The sequence below is a fragment of the Oribacterium sp. KHPX15 genome, from assembly GCF_900107835.1.
Lineage (GTDB): Bacteria > Bacillota > Clostridia > Lachnospirales > Lachnospiraceae > Oribacterium.
The window spans coordinates 56,624-77,017 of record NZ_FNRG01000013.1 but is presented as its reverse complement, the minus strand read 5'-3'; the positions used below and the strand labels follow the sequence as shown (position 1 = coordinate 77,017).

Here is a 20,394-nt window from a genome sequence, read left to right as displayed (position 1 = left end):
TGAGGAGATAGATTATGAAGAAATTTATTGCGATGCTTTTACTTGCAATAGCAGTGCTTTCAGTTGTGGGCTGTGGCAGTAAGTCAAATTCAAAACATGATGAGACTGCAAAAGAAAAGACTAAGGAAACAGCACCTGACGGAAGTATCATAGAAGAATCTACAGCAGAGGAAACAAACCCTGAAAACGGACTTCCTCTTTCAAAGCAGCCTGATCCCAATGCTCCTGTTTTAGATACAGTCGTTGTTTATGCCATGGTTAACGGAAGCATGTCACAGGTTATGGATTCAGTTGACGAACTTACAGAGCAGGCGCTTCTTGATAAGCTCATCGAGCTTGGAACTGTAGGAGCAACTACAAAGCTTGTCAGCTTCGAAACAGAGGAAACAGGAGAGACACAGCCTGCAGGTCCCGGAGCTACAGAAGGTCAGCAAACCATGACCATCAAGAAGGGTAAGCTTGTACTCAGCGATTTTGCAGCAGGCGAGAATTTCGATGAGGAAACCGCAAAGCAGGCTGTTGCAGATACATACGCACTGAACTATGAGCTTTCAGAGTGTGAAGTTACTATTCAGTAAATTATAAAAATGTGACGAGGTCTTCCTTTAGGGAGACCTCGTTTTTACTATGTGAAGTTATCCACCGGGCGTTGAGTCCGTTCAAATGATTCAGCCGTCAAAAGATTGAAAAAACCATAATACTCGATTGTGATAAGGGGTATGTGGTAAAATAGAAAGGTATTTTAAAAATTCAGGTGAGAGGAAAAGAAAAAATGAATTGTAAAAAAAGGTCAGGAATCAAAAATCATAAGCTGGTTCTAAGCTATGTTATAATACTTATCCTTTGCGTATGTATGTGCGGGGTTATAAGTTCAAAGGCTGCCGGCGTATCAGACGGAATAGGAGCATTGTCCAATGCAACTGGCGGGCTTCGGGGAGTATGGTTCTCATATATAAACTGGGATGAAATGCCATCAGATGAAGAGGCCTTTAAAAAAGAGGCAGACAAGGTGATGGAAACCATAGCGGCAAACGGCCTGAATGCCATTTTCTGCCATGTCCACAGCCATACGGATGCTTACTATAAATCGGATATATTCCCGGTTTCAAAGTTTCTCCACATAAATCCCGATAAATTTGATGCACTGGGATATATGGTGGATTCTGCACACAGGCACGGGATTCAGTTCCATGCCTGGCTTAATCCCTACAGAGTCACCGGGTCCATGAAAAAATGGGAAGAAGAGAAAGAGGATTCCATTTCCAAAAGATGGTATAACAATCCGGAAACCAACAGAAACGTTCTTTTATTTGACGGAAGCTATTACCTGAATCCTTCCAAAAAAGAGGTGCGTGACCTTATCGTTTCAGCTGTTCAGGAAGTTATGACAAAGTATGATGTGGATGGAGTTCAGTTTGATGATTATTTCTATCCGGGGCTTGGAACAGGGGCTGACACAAACTTTGATTATCAGGAGTATGTTGAATCAGGAAGTACCCTTCCTATATCGGAATGGAGAAGGGATAATGTCTCCGCCCTTATCGAAGCGGTTTACGCGAAGGTTCATGAGATAAAACCGGGTGCAGTGTTCGGTGTGAGTCCCGTAGCACAGCTTAAATACCTTAAGAGTAACAGAAGCTACTTTGTGGATATAGATGAGTGGCTTTCATCGGATAAGTACGTGGACTATATATTACCCCAGATCTACTTCGGCTTTGAGCAGAAGACCGGAAGCGGAGCGATATCTGACGCAGCCTATGAGGTATGCCTGAATGACTGGATAAATCTCATGGAAAAGAACAACAGCAAGGTAAAGCTTTATGTGGGACTTGCTCTTTATAAGTGCAATACCGACAGCTGGGACGGAAATGATATCCCCGAGTGGCTGAGATACAATGACATTCTGGCAAGAGAAGTGCTTACTGCCCTGGGAACCGGAAAAGTATCGGGCTTCGGAATTTATGCCTACCAGAATCTTATAGACGGCAAGGCTATAACAGAGGTGGAAAACTTAAGGAAAATATTCCTTGGGGCCTGAAAATGGCGGTAAACTTGCTTTTTAAGAGTTCATATCTTATATTAGTTAAGTTAAAACACAGAAAAATGTTGATTTTTCAATGTTTTTCGGGTAAATAAGCAAATATATAATAAATCAGGTTACCTTTCATTCGGGTAACCGGAAAGAGTGAAACATGGAAAAGAAACCGTACTATATCACTACAGCGATAGCTTATGCTTCAGGAAAGCCGCATATCGGCAATACTTACGAGATCGTTCTTGCGGATGCTATCGCACGTTTCAAGAGATTTCAGGGTTATGACGTAAGATTCCAGACCGGAACCGACGAGCATGGCCAGAAAATAGAGTTAAAGGCTGAGGCAGCAGGTGTAACACCAAAGCAGTATGTTGATAAGACAGCCGGAGACATTAAGACCATTTGGGATCTTATGAACACTTCTTATGATAAGTTTATCAGAACAACAGATGAGTACCATGAGAAACAGGTTCAGAAGATGTTCAAGAAAATGTATGACAAGGGTGACATCTATAAGTCTGAGTATGAAGGCTGGTACTGTACACCATGTGAGTCCTTCTGGACAGATTCACAGCTTGTGGACGGAAAGTGTCCCGATTGTGGAAGAGATGTTGAGAAGGCAAGAGAGGAAGCATACTTCTTCAAGATGAGCAAGTATGCAGACCGTCTCATGAAGCATATCGAGGAGCATCCCGAGTTTATCCAGCCGGTTTCCCGTAAGAATGAGATGGTAAACAACTTCCTTAAGCCGGGTCTTCAGGATCTTTGCGTATCCAGAACCTCCTTCAAGTGGGGAATCCCTGTGGATTTCGATCCAAAGCACGTTGTTTACGTATGGCTTGACGCCCTTACAAACTATATTACCGGTCTTGGCTATGATGTTGACGGAAACAACGAGGAACTGTTCAACAGGTTCTGGCCCTGTGACCTTCACCTTATCGGAAAGGATATCATCCGTTTCCATACACTTTACTGGCCGATCTTCCTTATGAGCCTTGATATACCTCTTCCAAAGCAGGTATTCGGACATCCATGGCTCCTTACAGCGGCAGGAAAATCACAGGAAGGCATCAAGATGTCAAAGTCCCGTGGCAATGTTATCTACGCTGACGATCTGGCAAAGCTTTTCGGTGTTGATGCCGTAAGATTTTTCGTTATCCATGAGATGCCTTTCGAGAACGATGGCGTTATCTCCTGGGAGCTTATGGTAGAGCGTTATAATTCAATGCTTGCCAATATCCTCGGAAACCTCGTTAAGAGAACCATCTCCATGAGCAATAAGTATTTTGATGGTGTGGTTGAGGATAAGGGTGTCACAGAGCCTGTTGATGAGGATCTGAAGACTACTATCCTTAATGCGGTTAAGACAGCAACAGAGAAGATGGATCAGCTTAGAGTAGCCGACGCACTCACAGCTGTTTTCGATATCTTCAGAAGATCAAACAAGTATATCGATGAGACTGAGCCATGGGTACTTTCAAAGGATCCTGAGAAGGCTGACAGACTTAAGACGGTTATGTATAACCTTATAGAGGCTATCAACATTGGAGCTTCTGTTCTCGAAAGCTTTATGCCTGAGACAGCCGAGTCCATCCTTAAGGAGATCAATGCTGAAAAGCGTGCTCTTTCCGATATGGATAAGTGGGGACTCTACAAGTCCGGTACAAAGGTAACAGCTGAGCCTGCAACACTCTTTGAGCGCAAGAAGGAAGAGGATGTTATGCAGGAGGTTGAGAAGATCGAAGCTGAGCAGATGGCTGCAGCAGGTGTTCAGGAGGAAAAGGCAGAGGAGGCTTCTACAGAGGAAGCTCAGGAAGGCGACGGAATGCCGGAGACCATCGATGAGAATGGTGACTGTGCTCCTGATACAAAGGTTTCAGATCCTGAAAAGAAGGCAGAGATAACCTACGATGACTTTGCAAAGATCGAGTTCCGCGTAGGAAAGATCCTTCATGCAGAAGAAGTAAAGAAGTCAAAGAAGCTTCTCAAATTCAAGGTTCAGGTGGGATCCGAGACACGTACCATATTAAGCGGTATCAAGAAGGCTTATAAGCCGGAGGATCTGGTTGGAAAGCGTGTTATGATCGTTGCAAACCTTGCTCCACGTATGATCGCAGGTGAGGAATCACAGGGCATGATCATTGCAGCAGAGGATGATGACGAGAATATCGCTCTTATGACACCGATGAGCAAGATGCCTTCGGGCTCTATCATTTGCTGATAGAAAAATATAAGGATTATGGCAAGACATCATAGTGTACTCAAGAGTACAAAAAAGAATATTGGTATTTCAGGTGGGACACTAAAGTTTTTGGCTGCTCTTATGATGACCGCATATTATTTTGCGGTCATCATTATCCATAACGGAAAACTTTACGGTTTTGTTGATGAGTACTATCAGATGGCCATCGCCACCGAAGAAGGAGCCTTATGGCTCAGATTATATGATTTTCTGGTAATATTCCGTCATTTCAGTTTCCCTATCTTTGCATTTCTCTTAGTAGAAGGTTTTATACATACTTCCGATTTCCGGAAATATTTCATCAGAGTTTTTATTGTTGCGCTTATCTCAGAGGTTCCTTACGATCTGTCATTTTACAACGAGACCTACAACTTTCATCAGCAGAATCCGGTGTTTACATTGGCAGCAGCTCTGCTTGTAATGTTTTTTATGAAAAAATGGTGGAAGCGGCCCCTTCTTAAATGGCTGGTGGTGGCTGTGGGATGCGGAATCGCATATCTCGGACGATTCCAGTATGGATGGTACGGGGTATTGGCAGTTTCTCTCATGTACAACTTTAACAGAGAGAAGATATTTCAGATGCTCGGCGGTGCTGCGGCTATTGCAGCGGGAAGCATATCATCCCGTTTCCTTCCGGTATTGAGCTTTATCCCCATAATGCTTTATAACGGAGAAAGAGGAAGATTTGATTTTAAATGGTTCTATTATATTTACTATCCTCTTATGCTGACAGCTTTTTATGCAATGATCTATATCGGAGCAATGGTTAATATATGATAAAAGATGTTATGATTTTTGATTCCCATGCTCATATGAATGATGAGAGCTTTGAGGAAGACAGAAGCCTTGTTATAGAGAGTCTTGGGAGTTCCGGAATCGGTTATTTCACTGAAATAGGCTTCGACATGCCATCAAGCCTTAAGGCGGTGGAACTGGCCAGAAGATATGACAATGTTTTCGCGGCAGTAGGTTTTCATCCCGACCACAGTGACAGATGCCGGGAGGAAGACATTATACAATTAAGGAAAATGGTCGAAGAAGACAGAGTAGGGGTCTCAGGAGTTAAGGGAGATTCCGGGCAGCGAAAGATAGTTGCCATTGGTGAAATAGGTCTCGACTATCATTACACCAGGGAAGGCATCGCTGAAAGGGCTTTGAAAGCAGGAAAAGAGGCTGCACCGGAGGAGCTTGAGGGTGCAGATCCTGAGCCTGAGATACAGAGGGAAACCTTTGGGAAGATGCTCAGGCTTGCAAGAGAGCTTAAAATGCCTATAAATGTACATTCAAGAGATGCTGCGAAGGACACCTACGATATGATCGTTTCCGAAGGAGGGTATGAAAACGGTGGTATAATACACTGTTTCGGTTATTCTCTTGAAATGGCGAAGCTTTATGTGAAGCTTGGTATGTGTGTGGGAATAGGCGGTGTTGTGACCTTTAAGAACTCCAGAAAGATAAAAGAGGTTGTGGAAAACATCCCGATTGAAAATATAGTTTTGGAGACGGACTGTCCTTACATGGCACCGGTGCCTTTAAGGGGAACCAGAAATGATCCGGGAAATCTTATATATGTGGCGGATAAGATCGCTGAATTAAAGAATATGACTTCGGATGAGGTTATACGGATTACCACGGAAAATGCAAAAAGGGTTTACAGGATAGGATAAAAAAATCCTCACGGATTCTTTTGGATTCCTGAGAGCCGCGTGGACAGAATAAAAAAAGAGGCAGCTTATACCGATATCGGAGATATGGCAAAAGCTGCATTATATCAAATAAAAAGCTCCGGAGTTGAGTAGGTGGATCCACGTCACATGGGAGGATCCTCTTAGTGCTGCTACGTTCCCGTCCTGACACGGTTCGAGGGACCCATTGCGTGGGGCCCAAACAACCCCGAAGCAAGTTGAAGTATACATGAAAACGATGTAATTGGCAATAGAAGTCTGAAAGTAATCTTTTTTATTAACCGGTGACTCAGGTACATGACAGGAAAAAATCTTCCCGCACCTGACACACGGAAGTATTGTTGTTTTAAAAGGAGAGGAATATAGTTATGAGCTTTACAAGCTTGTTTTTCGTAACAATATTCTTTCCGGCGTTTACCTTGATTTATTTCCTTATGCCGGGAATAAAACAAAAAAATATATGGCTTCTTCTGGCATCCCTTGTGTTTTACGCCTTTGGAGGCCTTAATTATCTTGTTCTGATCATAGCATTGGCAGCATACGCGTGTCTTACAGGCAGGATGATCCAGGGGGCTCTGGACAGAGCAAAGGCTTCAAATCCCGACTACGAAAAGGGAGATGAGGAATTTATGAGTCCTCTGGCCCAGAAATCTATCGAAAAGAATAAAAGGATCGCAAAGACCTGGCTGATCGCAGGTATAGTTGTTCTGGTTATAATCCTTGCGGTGTTTAAATACACAAGATTCATATTACAGGATGTACTTGCTTATAAACTTGATGGAAAGCTTGACGAAGAGATCCTAAGGATCGGTATGCCTCTCGGAGTGTCTTTCTACACCTTTAAGCTTATAAGTTATGTTTCCGATGTTTATAATCAGAAGACCAGAGCGGGAGATTTCTTCCATGTGCTTCTGTATACGGTAATATTTCACCAGGTTACCCAGGGACCTATCTCCAGATACGGAGAGCTTTGTACACAGTTTGATAAGAGAAAAGTTTCCTATGAAGGAATCTCAGACGGTATATGGAGATTCAGTATCGGAATGGCAAAAAAGACTCTGATAGCCGATCATTGCGGAAAGCTGTGTGATGTATTTCTGCCTTTGACTGAAAATGTATCATATTCTGTTTTCGGAGCCTATATGGGGTCGTTATTCTACATGATGCAGCTGTATCTGGATTTCTCAGCATATTCTGATATGGCTATCGGTCTCGGAGAAATCCTGGGACTGGAATATCAGGAAAACTTTAACTATCCATATATCGCTGCCTCTGTCAGGGATTTCTGGAGACGCTGGCATATATCCTTAAGCAGCTTTTTCAGGGATTATGTCTACATTCCTCTTGGAGGAAGCCGTGTGGGTTTCGGAAGACTGATGCTTAATCTTTTTGCCGTGTGGGCTCTTACAGGTTTATGGCATGGCGCCAGCTGGAATTTCATTCTGTGGGGATTGTATTATTTTATATTTATAGTTATTGAGAACCTGTATCTGAAAAAAGCAGGTAAAGAGAAGAAAACCGGAGGGCTCAGTGTGATAATGGGAGCATTGGGACATCTCTATACCCTGGCGGTAGTCTTTTTCGGATGGGTGCTTTTCAGAATAACGGACTTCCATAAGCTATGGGAAGTTATAAATGTAATGTTTGGAAGGAGCGGAAGAGCTCTTTATACAGCATCCGAAGTTCTTACCCTGAGGGGTAATGTTTACTTTGTGATTCTTGCCGTAAGCTTTTGCACCCCGTTATGGAAGAATATAGCATTGACAGTAAGGAAAAGGTTATACAGCAGCCAGCACAGAGAGGCTCTGGAAATGCAGAATCTCGAGGACGAAAGACAGCTTCATGAGCAGGAAGCAAAGGATCACGAGCTGGTTGAAAAATTCAGTTCAGAAAGTACCGGCATAATCGATGAAGTAAAGAAACAGGACATTGAAAGCCATGAACGAATGGTTACAAGACTTGAAAACCGCATCAAAAAAAGAAAAAACGAGCGTGTAATGAGGGAAACCTTGTTTTATGGCATGAGAACCATACTGATGCTTATATTTTTGTTCGTTTCGATTTTAGCTATGGTGGGGGCAAGTTATTCACCATTTCTGTATAACCAGTTTTAAATATCGTGAGGCAGGTCCAATGAGCCGATTAGATCTGCATCAGGTCTTATATTACGGCTGAAAATCAGTATTTATAAATGAGTGATAACATTAAACCAAAATCAAAAAAGAATAAGATCAGCAGGGAAATAAAGAAGAAGGTCTTTAAAAGCAACGGAGCCAGGCTTATGTCAGGTGTCGCCATGGTCGCCTTTGCAGGACTCTTTTTTGTGGGAACTGTGATTTCAAGACCGGATTACTCCGAGTCAGAAAAACGACCTCTTGCAAAAAGGCCTGCTCCGGAGATGCTTACTGTGATGAATGGAAAATTCTTCACTGATCTCAATAAGTGGTTTTCTGATACATTTCCTTACAGGGAGGAACTGCTCTCTCTGGAAGCCGGAATAGAGGACTATTACGGAGTGGGCGGAGAAGCCTATTATGGCAATAAGGCATCGGTGGTGGAAGATACCATACCTGAAACTGCAGAATCTCTCGCACCGGTGCTTCTTATGGAAAGTCCTGAGGAGACTGAAGAAGCTCCAACTGAAACAGTCATTGAATTCGATGAGCTTATAGAAACCAATGAAGACGGAACTCTTAAGGTTGACACTACTCCAAAGGAAAAGGTGGAGATCGCGGGCGAACAGGCCGGAAATATCTATGTCAACAACAATAGAGGCTATGAGATCTTTTATTACAATCAGGGCGGTTCCGTTAAGTATGCATCCGTTATAAATACGGTTAAAGCTCTGTTCCCGGATGCCAATGTCTATGACATGCTGGTACCCAACAGCTTCGGAGTGGATCTGGATCCTTCTCTTCAGGAGGAGCTTGGATCAGGAAACATGCCGGATGCCTTTAACTATATCTACAGTCTGATGGATCCTTCCATACACAGGATATCCGTGTTTGACACCATGGTAGCCCACAAGGACGAGTACATCTATTATAATACTGACCATCACTGGACTGCCCTGGGTGCTTACTATGCTTACAGAGATTTTTGCATGGAGAAAGGCATTGAGCCCCATGAACTAAGTGATTATCAGTATGTGGATTATGAAGGCTTTTACGGAACATTCTATTTTGCCACAAACAGATCCGAACAGTTAAAGACCAATCCGGATCATGTGGAAGCATGGATACCTTTAGGTACAAATGATGCTGTAATCACACTTGAGAGTGGTGAGGTGGTGAACAGCAAGGTCATAAATGATGTGACAGAAGCCAATGCGGGAAGAAAGTATAACTGCTTCATCAATGGGGATAATCCATTTACACAGATTACAAATCCACATATAACAGATGGTTCAAGCTGCGTGCTGGTGAAGGAATCCTATGGCAATGCCTTTGTTCCTTTCCTTGTGGATCATTATGAAAATGTTTATGTGGTGGATTACAGATATTATAAAGGTAACCTTTCTGACTTTATCACTGACCATGGTGTAAGTGATATAATCTTTTTAAATAATGTTCAGGCAATTACGGAAAAAGTGTCGGGAATGATTTTGAGTATTTTTTCTTAATTTTAATGTAGGTTGCAAAAAAGGAAGCTTTCATTTATAATTCTAGGGATTATGGATATAAAGGTTTAGTATACTCTTTTGCTGAATATACTACTGACTTAAGGAGATATATGGAACAGTTTATCATGAAAGGCGGAAAACCCCTTCACGGAGAAGTCGTGATAGGCGGGGCAAAGAATGCTGCATTGGGCATCATTGCCGGAGCGCTTTTAACAGATGAAGATGTTACGATAGAGAACCTGCCGGACGTAAGAGATATCAATGTTATGCTGGAGGCGCTGAAGGAAGTTGGCGCTACAGTTAAACGAATTGACCGGCATACAGCTCTTATCAATGCTTCAGAGGTACAGGATGTTTCCATAGATGATGAATACATACGTAAGATCAGAGCGTCTTACTATTTTATAGGTTCATTGCTTGGAAAATATCACAAGGCCATAGTTCCTCTTCCGGGAGGCTGTGCCATAGGTTCGAGACCTATCGATCAGCATATCAAGGGCTTCAGGGCTCTGGGAACCAATGTCGAGATCAAGAACGGATGTGTGCAGGCAGATGCACCGAATGGACTTAAGGCATCGCATATTTATCTGGATGTTGTATCTGTAGGAGCTACCATCAATATCATGCTTGCAGCGGCCCTTGCCGAAGGCAGAACTATCATTGAGAATGTAGCCAAGGAGCCACATATAGTTGATGTTGCAAACTTCCTGAATTCCATGGGAGCCAATATCAGGGGTGCGGGTACGGATACCATCCGTGTCAAGGGTGTAAAGAGACTTCATGGAACAACCTATGCGGTTATCCCCGACCAGATAGAAGCCGGTACCTTTATGTGTGCGGCAGCAGCAACCAGAGGCGATGTACTTATCAAGAATGTTATTCCCAAGCATCTGGAATCAATTTCGGCAAAGCTTATTGAAATGGGAAATACTGTTTATGAGTACGATGAGGCAGTACGTGTCATCGGTGCAGAGGTACAGCATCCGACAGATGTAAAGACCCTGCCGTATCCCGGTTTCCCTACAGATATGCAGCCTCAGATGTCGGTTACTCTTGCACTTGCAGAGGGCACTTCTGTGGTGACAGAATCTATTTTTGAAAACAGATTCAAGTATGTTGACGAGCTTGCCCGCATGGGTTCAAACATAAAAGTAGAGGGTAATGTTTCTGTTATAGACGGAGTTAAGAAATTCACCGGTGCCAGCGTCAATGCCCTTGACCTTAGAGCGGGAGCAGCCCTTGTTATTGCGGGACTTTGTGCCGAAGGTATAACAACGGTTAATGAGATCGGTTATATCCAGAGAGGATATGAGCATTTCGAGAAGAAGCTTCAGACCTTAGGCGCAGAGATATCTCTTGTTAATTCAGACAGAGCCGCGCAGAAGTTCAGGCTGAAGATCGGATGATACAGGGAAGATAGTGGTCTCATAGATTCCTGAAGACATGTATGCCATGAATAAAATATTATAATGCAGAAGGAGACTGGTGAGAGGATCAACAGTCTCCTTCTTTGTATTTTTTTGAAGGGGGTTAATTTTGGAAATAAAATATGTTGCTTTAGCATTATTTATCCTGATGTATGTGGTTATGATCGTGAAATCCGAATGGAAGTTATTTACGATCTGGGCGGTTGCAGCAGCCTTTGTGGTTCTTGGAATAATGCGGAGAGATTTTATGTACATTCTTTCCGTTGTTAACTGGAACGTTCTCATGATGATAGGCGGAACCATGTTAGTGGTTTTCTTCTTTATCGAATCGAAGATGCCTAACCTGATGGCTGACATCATTCTGGATAAATGTCCTAATGTGATGTGGGTAATCATACTCATGTCGCTCTTCTCGGGAGCTGTTTCGGCATTTATAGATAATGTTGCCACAGTTCTCATGATAGCGCCGGTGGGCCTTGCAATATGTAAGAAGCTGGACATCTCACCGGTATCCATGATTCTTTCGGTGGCTGTTTCCTCCAATCTTCAGGGAGCTGCAACACTGGTAGGTGATACAACGTCTATCATGCTTGGTGATTACGCAAACATGAACTTCATGGAATTCTTCTGGATGAAGGGACGTCCCGGAATTTTCTGGGCTGTTGAGCTTGGAGCGATCATGACAGTACCTGTAATGATGTTTCTTTTTCATAAGCTCACCCAGCCGGTTGAGGCAAATGAAAAAACCGTTGTGGAGGATAAGTTTCCCACTATCGCACTTTGCGGAATAGTTGTATGTCTCATTATCGCATCTTTCATTCCGGATACTCCGTCAATAACAAACGGTGCCATATGTATGGTCATCGCGGTTATATGTCTGATTTACGATTACGTTACCAGGAGAAGCATTACAAATCTCAGACGTGCCATGGCGTCGGTTGATTTTGAAACATTATTTGTTCTTTGCGGTCTTTTCGTGGTTATCCGCGGAATAACCGATGTGGGACTTATAGATGATGCGGCAAAACTCATAGTAGATGCAGGCGGAGATAATCTGTTTTTACTGTACACCATCATAGTATGGGGTTCTGTATTGTTTTCTGCCTTTATCGACAATATTCCGTATGTTGCTACCATGCTTCCTATACTGACGGGTATTACCTCTCTTCTGGGTATCGAGCCTTATGTGCTTTACTTCGGACTTCTTACAGGTGCTACCCTGGGAGGAAACATTACACCGATAGGGGCAAGTGCCAATATCACGGCAGTAGGTATGCTGAAGAAAGGTGGTCATGAAGTGTCTTTTGGAGATTTTATGAAGATAGGGCTTCCTTTCACATTGGTTGCAGCTACAACAGGCTACCTTTTTATATGGGTTTTCTGGCATTGAAACAGCCGGTCAATATTTCACCATTTCATATGATTTTGATGTATTGTGGATATATGAAAGCTCTGTAAATTATTAAAAGAATGTTAAAAAAATGTCAATTTGTATTGACAAGGAGAGATTTAGGAAATATACTATGTCCATAGATTGATAAAAAAATAACAAACGAATCAGAACAGATTCGTGAAATTATTTTTCAGAAACTATTGTTGCCACAGAAAAGAGGAAATCACATGAGTAAAGTAAAAAATCCGGAAGTTGTAAATGACATGGATTCATTGCTTCAGAAGATCCAGGTAGTTCGTGAGGCTCAGGAGAAGTTCGCGACTTACAGTCAGGAACAGGTTGACAAGATCTTCAATGCAGCAGCTACAGCAGCAAACCAGATGCGTATAGAGCTTGCGCAGATGGCTGTAGAAGAAACAGGAATGGGCGTAGTTGAGGATAAGGTTATCAAGAACAACTATGCAGCTGAGTACATCTATAATAAATACAAGAATGTACAGACCTGCGGAGTTATCGATGAGGATCCTGCGTTCGGAACAAAGACAGTTGCCGAGCCTTTGGGACTTATCGCTGCCGTTATCCCTACAACAAACCCTACATCAACAGCTATTTTCAAGACATTGCTTTGCCTTAAGACAAGAAACGGTATCATCATCAGCCCGCACCCAAGAGCTAAGAAGTGTACAAGCCTTGCAGCAAAGATCGTACTTGACGCAGCAGTTGCAGCAGGTGCACCTGAGAACATCATCGGATGGATCGATGAGCCGTCACTGGAGATGACATCAGAGATCATGCATGATGCTGACTGCATCCTTGCTACCGGCGGACCGGGAATGGTTAACGCAGCTTATTCATCAGGAACACCGGCTCTCGGAGTTGGTGCAGGAAACAACCCATGTATCATCGATTCTACAGCCGATATCGAGATGGCAGTTTCCTCTATCCTTCATTCAAAGACATTTGATAACGGTATGATTTGTGCATCAGAGCAGTCAATAACCGTTGTTGCAGACGTTTACGATAAGGTAAAGAAAGAGCTGGAGTACAGAGGCGCATACTTCCTTAACAAGGAGGAGCGTGAGAAGGTTGGAAAGACCATCATTATCAACGGCTCACTCAATGCCAAGATCGTTGGACAGCCTGCATGGAAGATCGCTGAGCTTGCCGGCGTAAAGATCCCTCACGATAAGAAGGTTATCATAGGAGAGGTTTCAGATAACACAAAGGCAGAGCCATTTGCACACGAGAAGCTTTCACCTGTTCTCGGAATGTACAAGGCAAAGGATTTCGATGCTGCTATTAAGAATGCAGAGCTCCTTCTCATGGACGGAGGCCCCGGACACACAGCATCTATCTTCATTGATCCCAGAGAGACTGAGAAGATTCATAAGCACGCAGTTGCAATGCATGCCTGCAGAATACTTCTCAACATGCCGTCTTCACATGGTGGAATCGGTGATCTCTATAACTTTAAGGTTGCTCCTTCTCTTACACTGGGATGCGGTTCTTACGGCGGAAACTCCGTATCGGAGAACGTTGGTATCAAGCATCTTTTAAACTACAAGACAGTTGCAGAGAGGAGAGAGAATATGCTCTGGTTCAGAACACCTGAGAAGGTTTATTTCAAGAAGGGCTGTATGCCTGTAGCCCTCAGTGAGCTTAAGGACGTTTACGATAAGAAGAAGGTGTTCCTGGTAACAGACTCCTTCCTTGATCAGGCAGGATACATCAAGCCTATAACAGATAAGCTTCATGAGATGGGAATCGACTACAGAGTATTCTCTCATGTTCAGCCTGATCCTACACTTGCAAATGCAACTGAAGGTGCTGAGCAGATGGCACGTTACAATCCTGACACCATCATCGCATTCGGCGGCGGTTCAGCAATGGACGCAGCAAAGATCATGTGGGTTCTTTACGAGCATCCTGAAGTAAAGTTCGCTGACATGGCTATGCGTTACATCGATATCCGTAAGAAGGTTTACCAGTTCCCTAAGATGGGCGAGAAGGCTCTGTTTATAGCTATCCCTACATCTTCTGGAACAGGTTCAGAGGTTACACCGTTCGCGGTTATCACAGATGAGGAGACAGGAACAAAGTATCCTATCACTGACTACGAGCTTCTTCCTAACATTGCCATCGTTGACACAGACAACATGATGACACAGCCAAGAGGACTTACAGCTGCATCCGGAATCGACGTACTTGTACACGCTCTTGAGGCATACGCAAGTATGATGGCTTCACCATATACAGACGGTCTCGCACTTCAGGCTATGAAGAGAGTATTTGATTACCTTCCTACAGCCTACAACGAGCCTACAAACATCAAGGCACGTGATGAGATGGCCAATGCTTCCTGCATGGCAGGTATGGCTTTCGCCAATGCATTCCTTGGAATCTGTCACTCCATGGCTCACAAGCTTGGCGCATTCCACCACATCCCTCACGGACTTGCAAACGCACTGCTTCTTAATGCTGTAATCAGATATAACGCATCAGAGCAGCCGCCAAAGATGGGAACATTCCCTCAGTATGAGTATCCTCACACACTTAAGAGATATGCTGAGTGTGCACGTTTCGTAGGCATTAACGAGAAGGACGATGCAAAGGCTGTTGAGAAGCTCTGCGAGAAGATCACAGAACTCAAGAAGACAGTAGGCGTTAAGGAAAGAATACAGGACTACAACGTAACAGAAGAAGATTTCTTAAAGACCCTCGATGAAATGAGTGTCAAGGCCTTCGACGACCAGTGTACCGGCGCTAATCCCCGCTACCCGCTGATCTCAGACCTCAAGGAAATCTACATGCTTGCCTTCTACGGAAAGAAGTACAAGAAGAACGACAAAACCCCTGTAGAGATACTTGGTTGCGTAAAGGAGTATACAGAGTAATACTTAGCTATGCGCTATCTTACTTTGATATTCATAAAATGATGAACCTTGTGGCAACAAGTTCATAAAGTGAAGCTGTGTGAGATCTATATCTCACACAGCTTCTTTTATATACATAAACCAATCATACCATTTAGTTATGTCTGTTATTTTTTGTTTACTCTAAAGTTATAACGTGCTATATTGATTCATGTAAAGCAAACGATTCGGAGCCAATGGGGGCGCCTTTCAGGAAGAGGGGGCGTGGTCTGTCCTGGCACCGGATTTTTTTAAATTAAGAAGTATTTCCTGAAGGAGGAAAATCTTATGTCTTATGTTACAGAAGTTTACGAAAATTTAAAGGCTAAACATTCAAATGAGCCGGAGTTTCTTGAGGCTGCAAAGAGAATTCTTGATTCTCTGGATCCTATCGTAGAGAAGAACGAGGATGTATACAGAAAGAATGCTCTCCTTGAGAGATTTGTAGAGCCGGAAAGAATCATTACATTCAGAGTACCTTGGACAGATGACAAGGGTGTAAACCATGTAAATCTTGGCTATAGAGTGCAGTTTAACTCTGCTATCGGACCATACAAGGGCGGTCTTCGTTTCCATCCTTCAGTTACACAGTCAATTCTCAAATTCCTTGGCTTCGAGCAGATCTTAAAGAATTCTCTTACAGGTCTTCCTATCGGCGGCGGCAAGGGTGGTTCTGATTTTGATCCTCACGGAAAGTCAGAGTCAGAGGTTATGCGTTTCTGCCAGAGCTTCATGACAGAGCTTTTCAAGTATATCGGTAAAGACACAGACGTTCCTGCAGGAGACATCGGTGTAGGCGGACGTGAGGTTGGATACCTTTTCGGACAGTACAAGAGACTCACAAACCTCTACGAGGGTGTTCTCACAGGTAAGGGACTCAGCTTCGGTGGATCACTTGCAAGACCTGAGGCTACAGGATACGGACTTGTTTATATCACAGACGAGATGGTAAGGGCAGCAGGTAAGTCTCTTAACGGAGCAACAGTAGTTGTTTCAGGTTCAGGAAACGTTGCACAGTATGCTATCCAGAAGGCAACCGCACTTGGAGCAAAGGTTGTTACATGTTCTGATTCTAACGGATACGTTTATGATCCTAACGGAATCAACTTTGACGTTCTCTGCCAGATCAAGCAGGTAGAGAGAGCAAGAATCAGCGAGTATGCAAAGAGAGTTCCCGGTTCAGAGTACCATGAGGGTGAGAGACCTTGGGGCGTTAAGTGCGATATCGCTCTTCCTTGCGCAACACAGAATGAAATCAACGGTGAGGATGCCAAGAAGCTTCTTGCCAACGGATGCTGGGCAGTTGCAGAGGGTGCTAACATGCCATCTGATTCAGATGCCATCGATGCTTACCTTGCAGCAAAGATCCTCTTCATGCCTGCTAAGGCAGCTAATGCCGGCGGTGTTGCAGTTTCAGCTCTTGAGATGTCTCAGAACTCTGAGAGACTCAGCTGGACCTTCGAAGAGGTTGACGGAAAGCTTAAGGATATCATGACAAATATCTACAAGAACGTTGCAGCTGCAGCTGAGAAGTATGGCTATGAGGGCAACTTCGTAGTTGGTGCCAACATTGCAGGTTTTGAGAAGGTTGCTGATGCAATGCTCGCTCAGGGACTGGTATAATATTACTTTTTGCTGATGGATTTGTGTAATGCCGCCGATCCCGTAAACGGAGTATCAGCAGGTATTATGATAGACTGATGCAGGGATTCTGAGATTGCTTGCAATTAAGAAACTGATATAGTAATATACGAAAGTCAGGTGTATTTAACACCTGGCTTTCATTGGTTATTCCCGTAAATGTAATTATCTTACATTTCTAAATGAAATCAATTGAGTTTCAGATTGGTAGACGTTCATTCTGTTGAAAAGCATTTGATTTTTACGGGAAAATATAAGATTATTCAGATTGCAGTCTAAAGGGGTTATAGATGCATAATTTTCTGAAAACGATCGGATTTTCAAAAATACAAACGGACATGCAGCTTGAGCCGCTTTTGGAGCGTGCTGTTAATGACAAGTACCGGACTCTTATCATCAATGGTAACGAGGGTTCAGTCATTGAGCAGTATCAGCTTCCGGTGGCACCTTCCATGGGTATTGCGGTTGTGGGAGAGAGAACTCCCGACGGTGTTTTTCACAGGAAATATTATTTTCCGTATATGAGATCCTATGATGGAACATTGACAGAAGCAGGATCTGTGGAGAGACATCTGGAAAAGGAAACTTATGCAGGAGTACTTGAAGACTTTAAGTCAGGTATCACACTGATTTTTTATGTGACCAACTCAGTACAGCTCAGAGAACTCCAAAAAATGGATATGCATGTAAAAGCAAGACAGGCATTTCTTACAGGACTTGCCAGCGACGGAAAGATCCTTTTACCGATAGAGAAGAAGGATGAAGATCCTGAAGCTGTAAAAAGACAAAGCAATGAGCGCAGAAGACTGTTTGAAGCCGCAAGGCAGGGAGACCAGGAAGCAATTGATACTCTTACCGAAACGGATATCAATATGTTTAACGAGCTCCATCAGCGCATAGTTACAGAAGATTTATACAGCATAGTAGAAACGACATTCATGCCGACGGGTGTGGAGTGTGATATATATTCCATCCTTGGAGAGATAGTTTCTCTCAGAGTAAAGGAGAATGTTTACACCCATGAAAATGTGGTGGATATGAAGATCAGCTGCAACGACTGTATCTTCCATGTTGCCATCAATGAGTCGGATCTCGTGGGCATCCCGGCTGTGGGAAGAAGATTTAAAGGAAAAATATGGATGCAGGGCAATCTTGAATTCATTGAGAATGATTCGGATGGTCAGGCTGATGACGATAACGCAGATGCTGTGGGATAACACCACAGCATCTTTTTGTATGTCGGGCATGTCGTCAAATGTTTGTTAAAAGTCCACAAGGGACGTAGTTGCCAGCGAATCCCGAACCGAATCCAAAGGTTTACATCGCGAGATGTAGGCTGGAAGAAGGAATAGCGAAATCGTAAATCCATTGGGATGGTTCTCGCCGGCGAGAACTGTCCCTTCCGGCTTTCAGTGATACACTTGATTTAGCGATTTATCATTGCATTGAACTAAAGCGTTATGTATAATCAGACAGAAACACGTTAAAGGAAATAAGTTGGAGGAAAACATGGTTCTTTCACAGATAATAATAGAATTACTGGAAGGTCTTGCCGTATCGGTAAGGATTTTTTTGATAACACTTCTTTTCAGTCTTCCGCTGGGACTTGTTATAGCCTTTGGAAGGATGTCAAAGAATAACATTATCAGCAGCATAACAAAGATATATATATCCATAATGAGGGGAACACCTCTTATGCTTCAGCTTTTTGTTGTATATTACGGACCTTACTATCTCTTTAATATAAAGCTTAGTCCCACATACAGACATTCTGCTGTTTATATAGGCTTCATAATCAATTACGCTGCCTACTTCGCTGAGATCTACAGATCAGGAATACAGTCAATGCCTGTAGGACAGTACGAGGCTGCCACACTTCTCGGATACAGCAAATTCCAGACCTTTGTGAGGATCATCCTTCCGCAGGTTATCAAACGAATCCTTCCGTCTGTTACCAATGAAGTTATAACACTTGTCAAGGATACCTCCCTGGCCTTCTCAATCTCAGTAATGGAAATGTTCACAAAGGCAAAGGCATTATCCTCAAGTCAGACCTCCATGACACCGCTTATTGTTGCGGGATTGTTTTATTATGTGTTCAATTTCGTAGTGGCGTTTCTCATGGATAAGGCAGAAAAGAAACTTGACTACTATAAATAAAAATTCGGATTTTTTGTGAAAATTTGATATGCATCCTCGGCCCTTAAGTAGACAAAAATTTTATGGGGCGATGAATTCAATAACGGAGATAATAAAATGAATCTTTTGGAAATGGAGCATGTGAAAAAAAGCTTCGATAATCTGCAAGTATTAAGAGATATTAGTCTTGAAGTAAAAGACGGTGAGATAGTATCCATAATCGGACCCTCCGGTTCGGGAAAGTCTACACTTTTAAGGTGTGCAACCCTTTTGGAAACAATGGACTCAGGTACACTTAAGTATGAGGATACTATAGTTGCCGAGAATGATCCCAACGGTAAGGCTGCATATGCAGATAAAAAAACCATAAGAAAAGTAAGTTCCGTATTCGGACTCGTTTTCCAGCAGTTCAATCTGTTCCCGCACTGGAATGTAATGCAGAATGTTACTGATGCGGTGATAAATGTCCAGAAAAAATCAAAAGCCGAAGCCGAAAAGATCGGAATGGAGCTACTGGAAAAAATGGGATTAAGTGATAAAGCAAACTACTATCCATTTCAGCTTTCCGGAGGACAGCAGCAGAGAGTAGCAATCGCAAGAGCCCTTGCCCTTAATCCAAAGGTCCTCTTTTTCGATGAGCCCACCAGCGCCCTGGACCCCGAACTTACCGGCGAAGTCCTGAAGGTCATTAAATCTCTGAAGGATCTTAAGATCGCCATGGTCATAGTAACCCACGAAATGTCCTTCGCCAGAGACATTTCCGACAAAGTTATCTTCATGGCCGACGGAGTAATCGTCGAGCAAGGCTCCGCCGAAGAAGTCTTCAACTCCGAAAACGAGCGCATGCAGACCTTCCTCGGCCGATATAAGGATATCCTGTAAAGTTGTCGTAGTAAATGTTTAGCACATTGACTACATATTCATATTCTTCACAATTAAGTCAACAATCTCAAAGCGCCTGTTCTTGATGACTGAAAATTTGGAATTATCTGATATGAGTCAAAACGCTATTACTGGAAGCAATTGAAATGTGGAAAAACCATTATGAATGCAGATTTTATGAAGATGTAATTCAGTTTAATTTACGTTTATTCCACATAAAATGTGGAATAATTTGCATAATTGTGGACAACTATGTGGATAAAAAAATGTTGCATAAAATGTGTGGATAAAATTTGTTAATATAATCAATTGTGAAAATGAAAAAAATTGATTAGTGACGTATTTAAACCTAAAAAGTGCAGATGTTAGAGAATAATAAACTCTGACATCTGCACTTATTTTTTTAAAATAAAAAG

13 protein-coding genes, 1 other RNA gene and 1 pseudogene are annotated in these 20,394 nt (G+C 42.9%); 14 read left to right on the top strand and 1 reads right to left on the bottom strand.

The features are described 5' to 3' along the window. Positions 1-14 precede the first annotated feature (14 nt). The 5 genes from BLV86_RS09515 (at position 15) to BLV86_RS09495 (ending at position 5,944) form a co-directional block, all read left to right on the top strand. Positions 15-578 (top strand): hypothetical protein, encoded by a 564-nt coding sequence (locus BLV86_RS09515; protein ID WP_031551338.1) that lies wholly within the window; start codon positions 15-17, stop codon positions 576-578. A 194-nt stretch (positions 579-772) separates the two neighbouring features. Continuing rightward, positions 773-2,038, top strand: coding sequence for a glycoside hydrolase family 10-like protein (locus tag BLV86_RS09510; protein WP_044916609.1), 1,266 nt, complete (start codon positions 773-775; stop codon positions 2,036-2,038). 154 nt (positions 2,039-2,192) lie between these two features. Next, positions 2,193-4,256, top strand: coding sequence for a methionine--tRNA ligase (gene metG / locus BLV86_RS09505; protein ID WP_090816527.1), 2,064 nt, complete (start codon positions 2,193-2,195; stop codon positions 4,254-4,256). Between the two features lie 18 nt (positions 4,257-4,274). Continuing rightward, a complete protein-coding gene (locus tag BLV86_RS09500) occupies positions 4,275-5,054 on the top strand; it encodes a TraX family protein (protein ID WP_090816525.1) in 780 nt (259 codons plus the stop codon). Beyond that, a complete protein-coding gene (locus BLV86_RS09495) occupies positions 5,051-5,944 on the top strand; it encodes a TatD family hydrolase (RefSeq protein ID WP_242873278.1) in 894 nt (297 codons plus the stop codon). Before BLV86_RS09500 ends, BLV86_RS09495 begins: the two co-directional genes overlap by 4 nt. Positions 5,945-6,067: 123 nt before the next feature. Here BLV86_RS09495 and ffs read toward each other — a convergent pair. Continuing rightward, positions 6,068-6,166, bottom strand: an RNA gene (gene ffs / locus BLV86_RS09490) — signal recognition particle sRNA small type. A gap of 164 nt (positions 6,167-6,330) precedes the next feature. Here ffs and BLV86_RS09485 point away from each other — a divergent pair. From BLV86_RS09485 to BLV86_RS09445, 9 genes and pseudogenes are all read left to right on the top strand, one after another. Further along, the gene (locus BLV86_RS09485) at positions 6,331-8,076 is read left to right on the top strand and encodes an MBOAT family O-acyltransferase (protein WP_090816524.1); all 1,746 of its coding nucleotides are present in this window, start codon (positions 6,331-6,333) and stop codon (positions 8,074-8,076) included. Positions 8,077-8,153: 77 nt separating this feature from the next. Beyond that, positions 8,154-9,584: a DHHW family protein gene (locus BLV86_RS09480; RefSeq protein ID WP_090816522.1), complete on the top strand. Its 1,431-nt coding sequence runs from the start codon at positions 8,154-8,156 to the stop codon at positions 9,582-9,584. A 110-nt stretch (positions 9,585-9,694) separates the two neighbouring features. After that, on the top strand, positions 9,695-10,990 hold the full coding sequence (locus BLV86_RS09475; RefSeq protein ID WP_029200763.1) for a UDP-N-acetylglucosamine 1-carboxyvinyltransferase: 1,296 nt from the start codon (positions 9,695-9,697) through the stop codon (positions 10,988-10,990). Between the two features lie 130 nt (positions 10,991-11,120). Beyond that, complete coding sequence (locus BLV86_RS09470; protein ID WP_090816520.1) at positions 11,121-12,401, top strand: ArsB/NhaD family transporter; 1,281 nt, start codon at positions 11,121-11,123, stop codon at positions 12,399-12,401. 230 nt (positions 12,402-12,631) lie between these two features. Then, a pseudogene (gene adhE, locus BLV86_RS09465) lies at positions 12,632-15,232 on the top strand (bifunctional acetaldehyde-CoA/alcohol dehydrogenase); the annotation flags it as partial. 372 nt (positions 15,233-15,604) lie between these two features. Further along, a complete protein-coding gene (gene gdhA / locus BLV86_RS09460; protein ID WP_090816518.1) occupies positions 15,605-16,939 on the top strand; it encodes an NADP-specific glutamate dehydrogenase in 1,335 nt (444 codons plus the stop codon). Between the two features lie 308 nt (positions 16,940-17,247). Next, positions 17,248-18,174 (top strand): DUF3881 family protein, encoded by a 927-nt coding sequence (locus BLV86_RS09455; RefSeq protein WP_090816516.1) that lies wholly within the window; start codon positions 17,248-17,250, stop codon positions 18,172-18,174. A 292-nt stretch (positions 18,175-18,466) separates the two neighbouring features. Next, on the top strand, positions 18,467-19,117 hold the full coding sequence (locus BLV86_RS09450) for an amino acid ABC transporter permease (protein WP_031551303.1): 651 nt from the start codon (positions 18,467-18,469) through the stop codon (positions 19,115-19,117). A gap of 96 nt (positions 19,118-19,213) precedes the next feature. Further along, positions 19,214-19,978 (top strand): amino acid ABC transporter ATP-binding protein, encoded by a 765-nt coding sequence (locus BLV86_RS09445; RefSeq protein WP_031551300.1) that lies wholly within the window; start codon positions 19,214-19,216, stop codon positions 19,976-19,978. Positions 19,979-20,394 lie beyond the last annotated feature (416 nt).

Coding starts and splice junctions, on each gene's coding strand:
- BLV86_RS09515 (WP_031551338.1), top strand. CDS start 15: ATGAAGAAATTTATTGCGATGCTTTTACTTGCAATAGCAGTGCTTTCA.
- BLV86_RS09510 (WP_044916609.1), top strand. CDS start 773: ATGAATTGTAAAAAAAGGTCAGGAATCAAAAATCATAAGCTGGTTCTA.
- metG (WP_090816527.1), top strand. CDS start 2,193: ATGGAAAAGAAACCGTACTATATCACTACAGCGATAGCTTATGCTTCA.
- BLV86_RS09500 (WP_090816525.1), top strand. CDS start 4,275: ATGGCAAGACATCATAGTGTACTCAAGAGTACAAAAAAGAATATTGGT.
- BLV86_RS09495 (WP_242873278.1), top strand. CDS start 5,051: ATGATAAAAGATGTTATGATTTTTGATTCCCATGCTCATATGAATGAT.
- BLV86_RS09485 (WP_090816524.1), top strand. CDS start 6,331: ATGAGCTTTACAAGCTTGTTTTTCGTAACAATATTCTTTCCGGCGTTT.
- BLV86_RS09480 (WP_090816522.1), top strand. CDS start 8,154: ATGAGTGATAACATTAAACCAAAATCAAAAAAGAATAAGATCAGCAGG.
- BLV86_RS09475 (WP_029200763.1), top strand. CDS start 9,695: ATGGAACAGTTTATCATGAAAGGCGGAAAACCCCTTCACGGAGAAGTC.
- gdhA (WP_090816518.1), top strand. CDS start 15,605: ATGTCTTATGTTACAGAAGTTTACGAAAATTTAAAGGCTAAACATTCA.
- BLV86_RS09455 (WP_090816516.1), top strand. CDS start 17,248: ATGCATAATTTTCTGAAAACGATCGGATTTTCAAAAATACAAACGGAC.
- BLV86_RS09450 (WP_031551303.1), top strand. CDS start 18,467: ATGGTTCTTTCACAGATAATAATAGAATTACTGGAAGGTCTTGCCGTA.
- BLV86_RS09445 (WP_031551300.1), top strand. CDS start 19,214: ATGAATCTTTTGGAAATGGAGCATGTGAAAAAAAGCTTCGATAATCTG.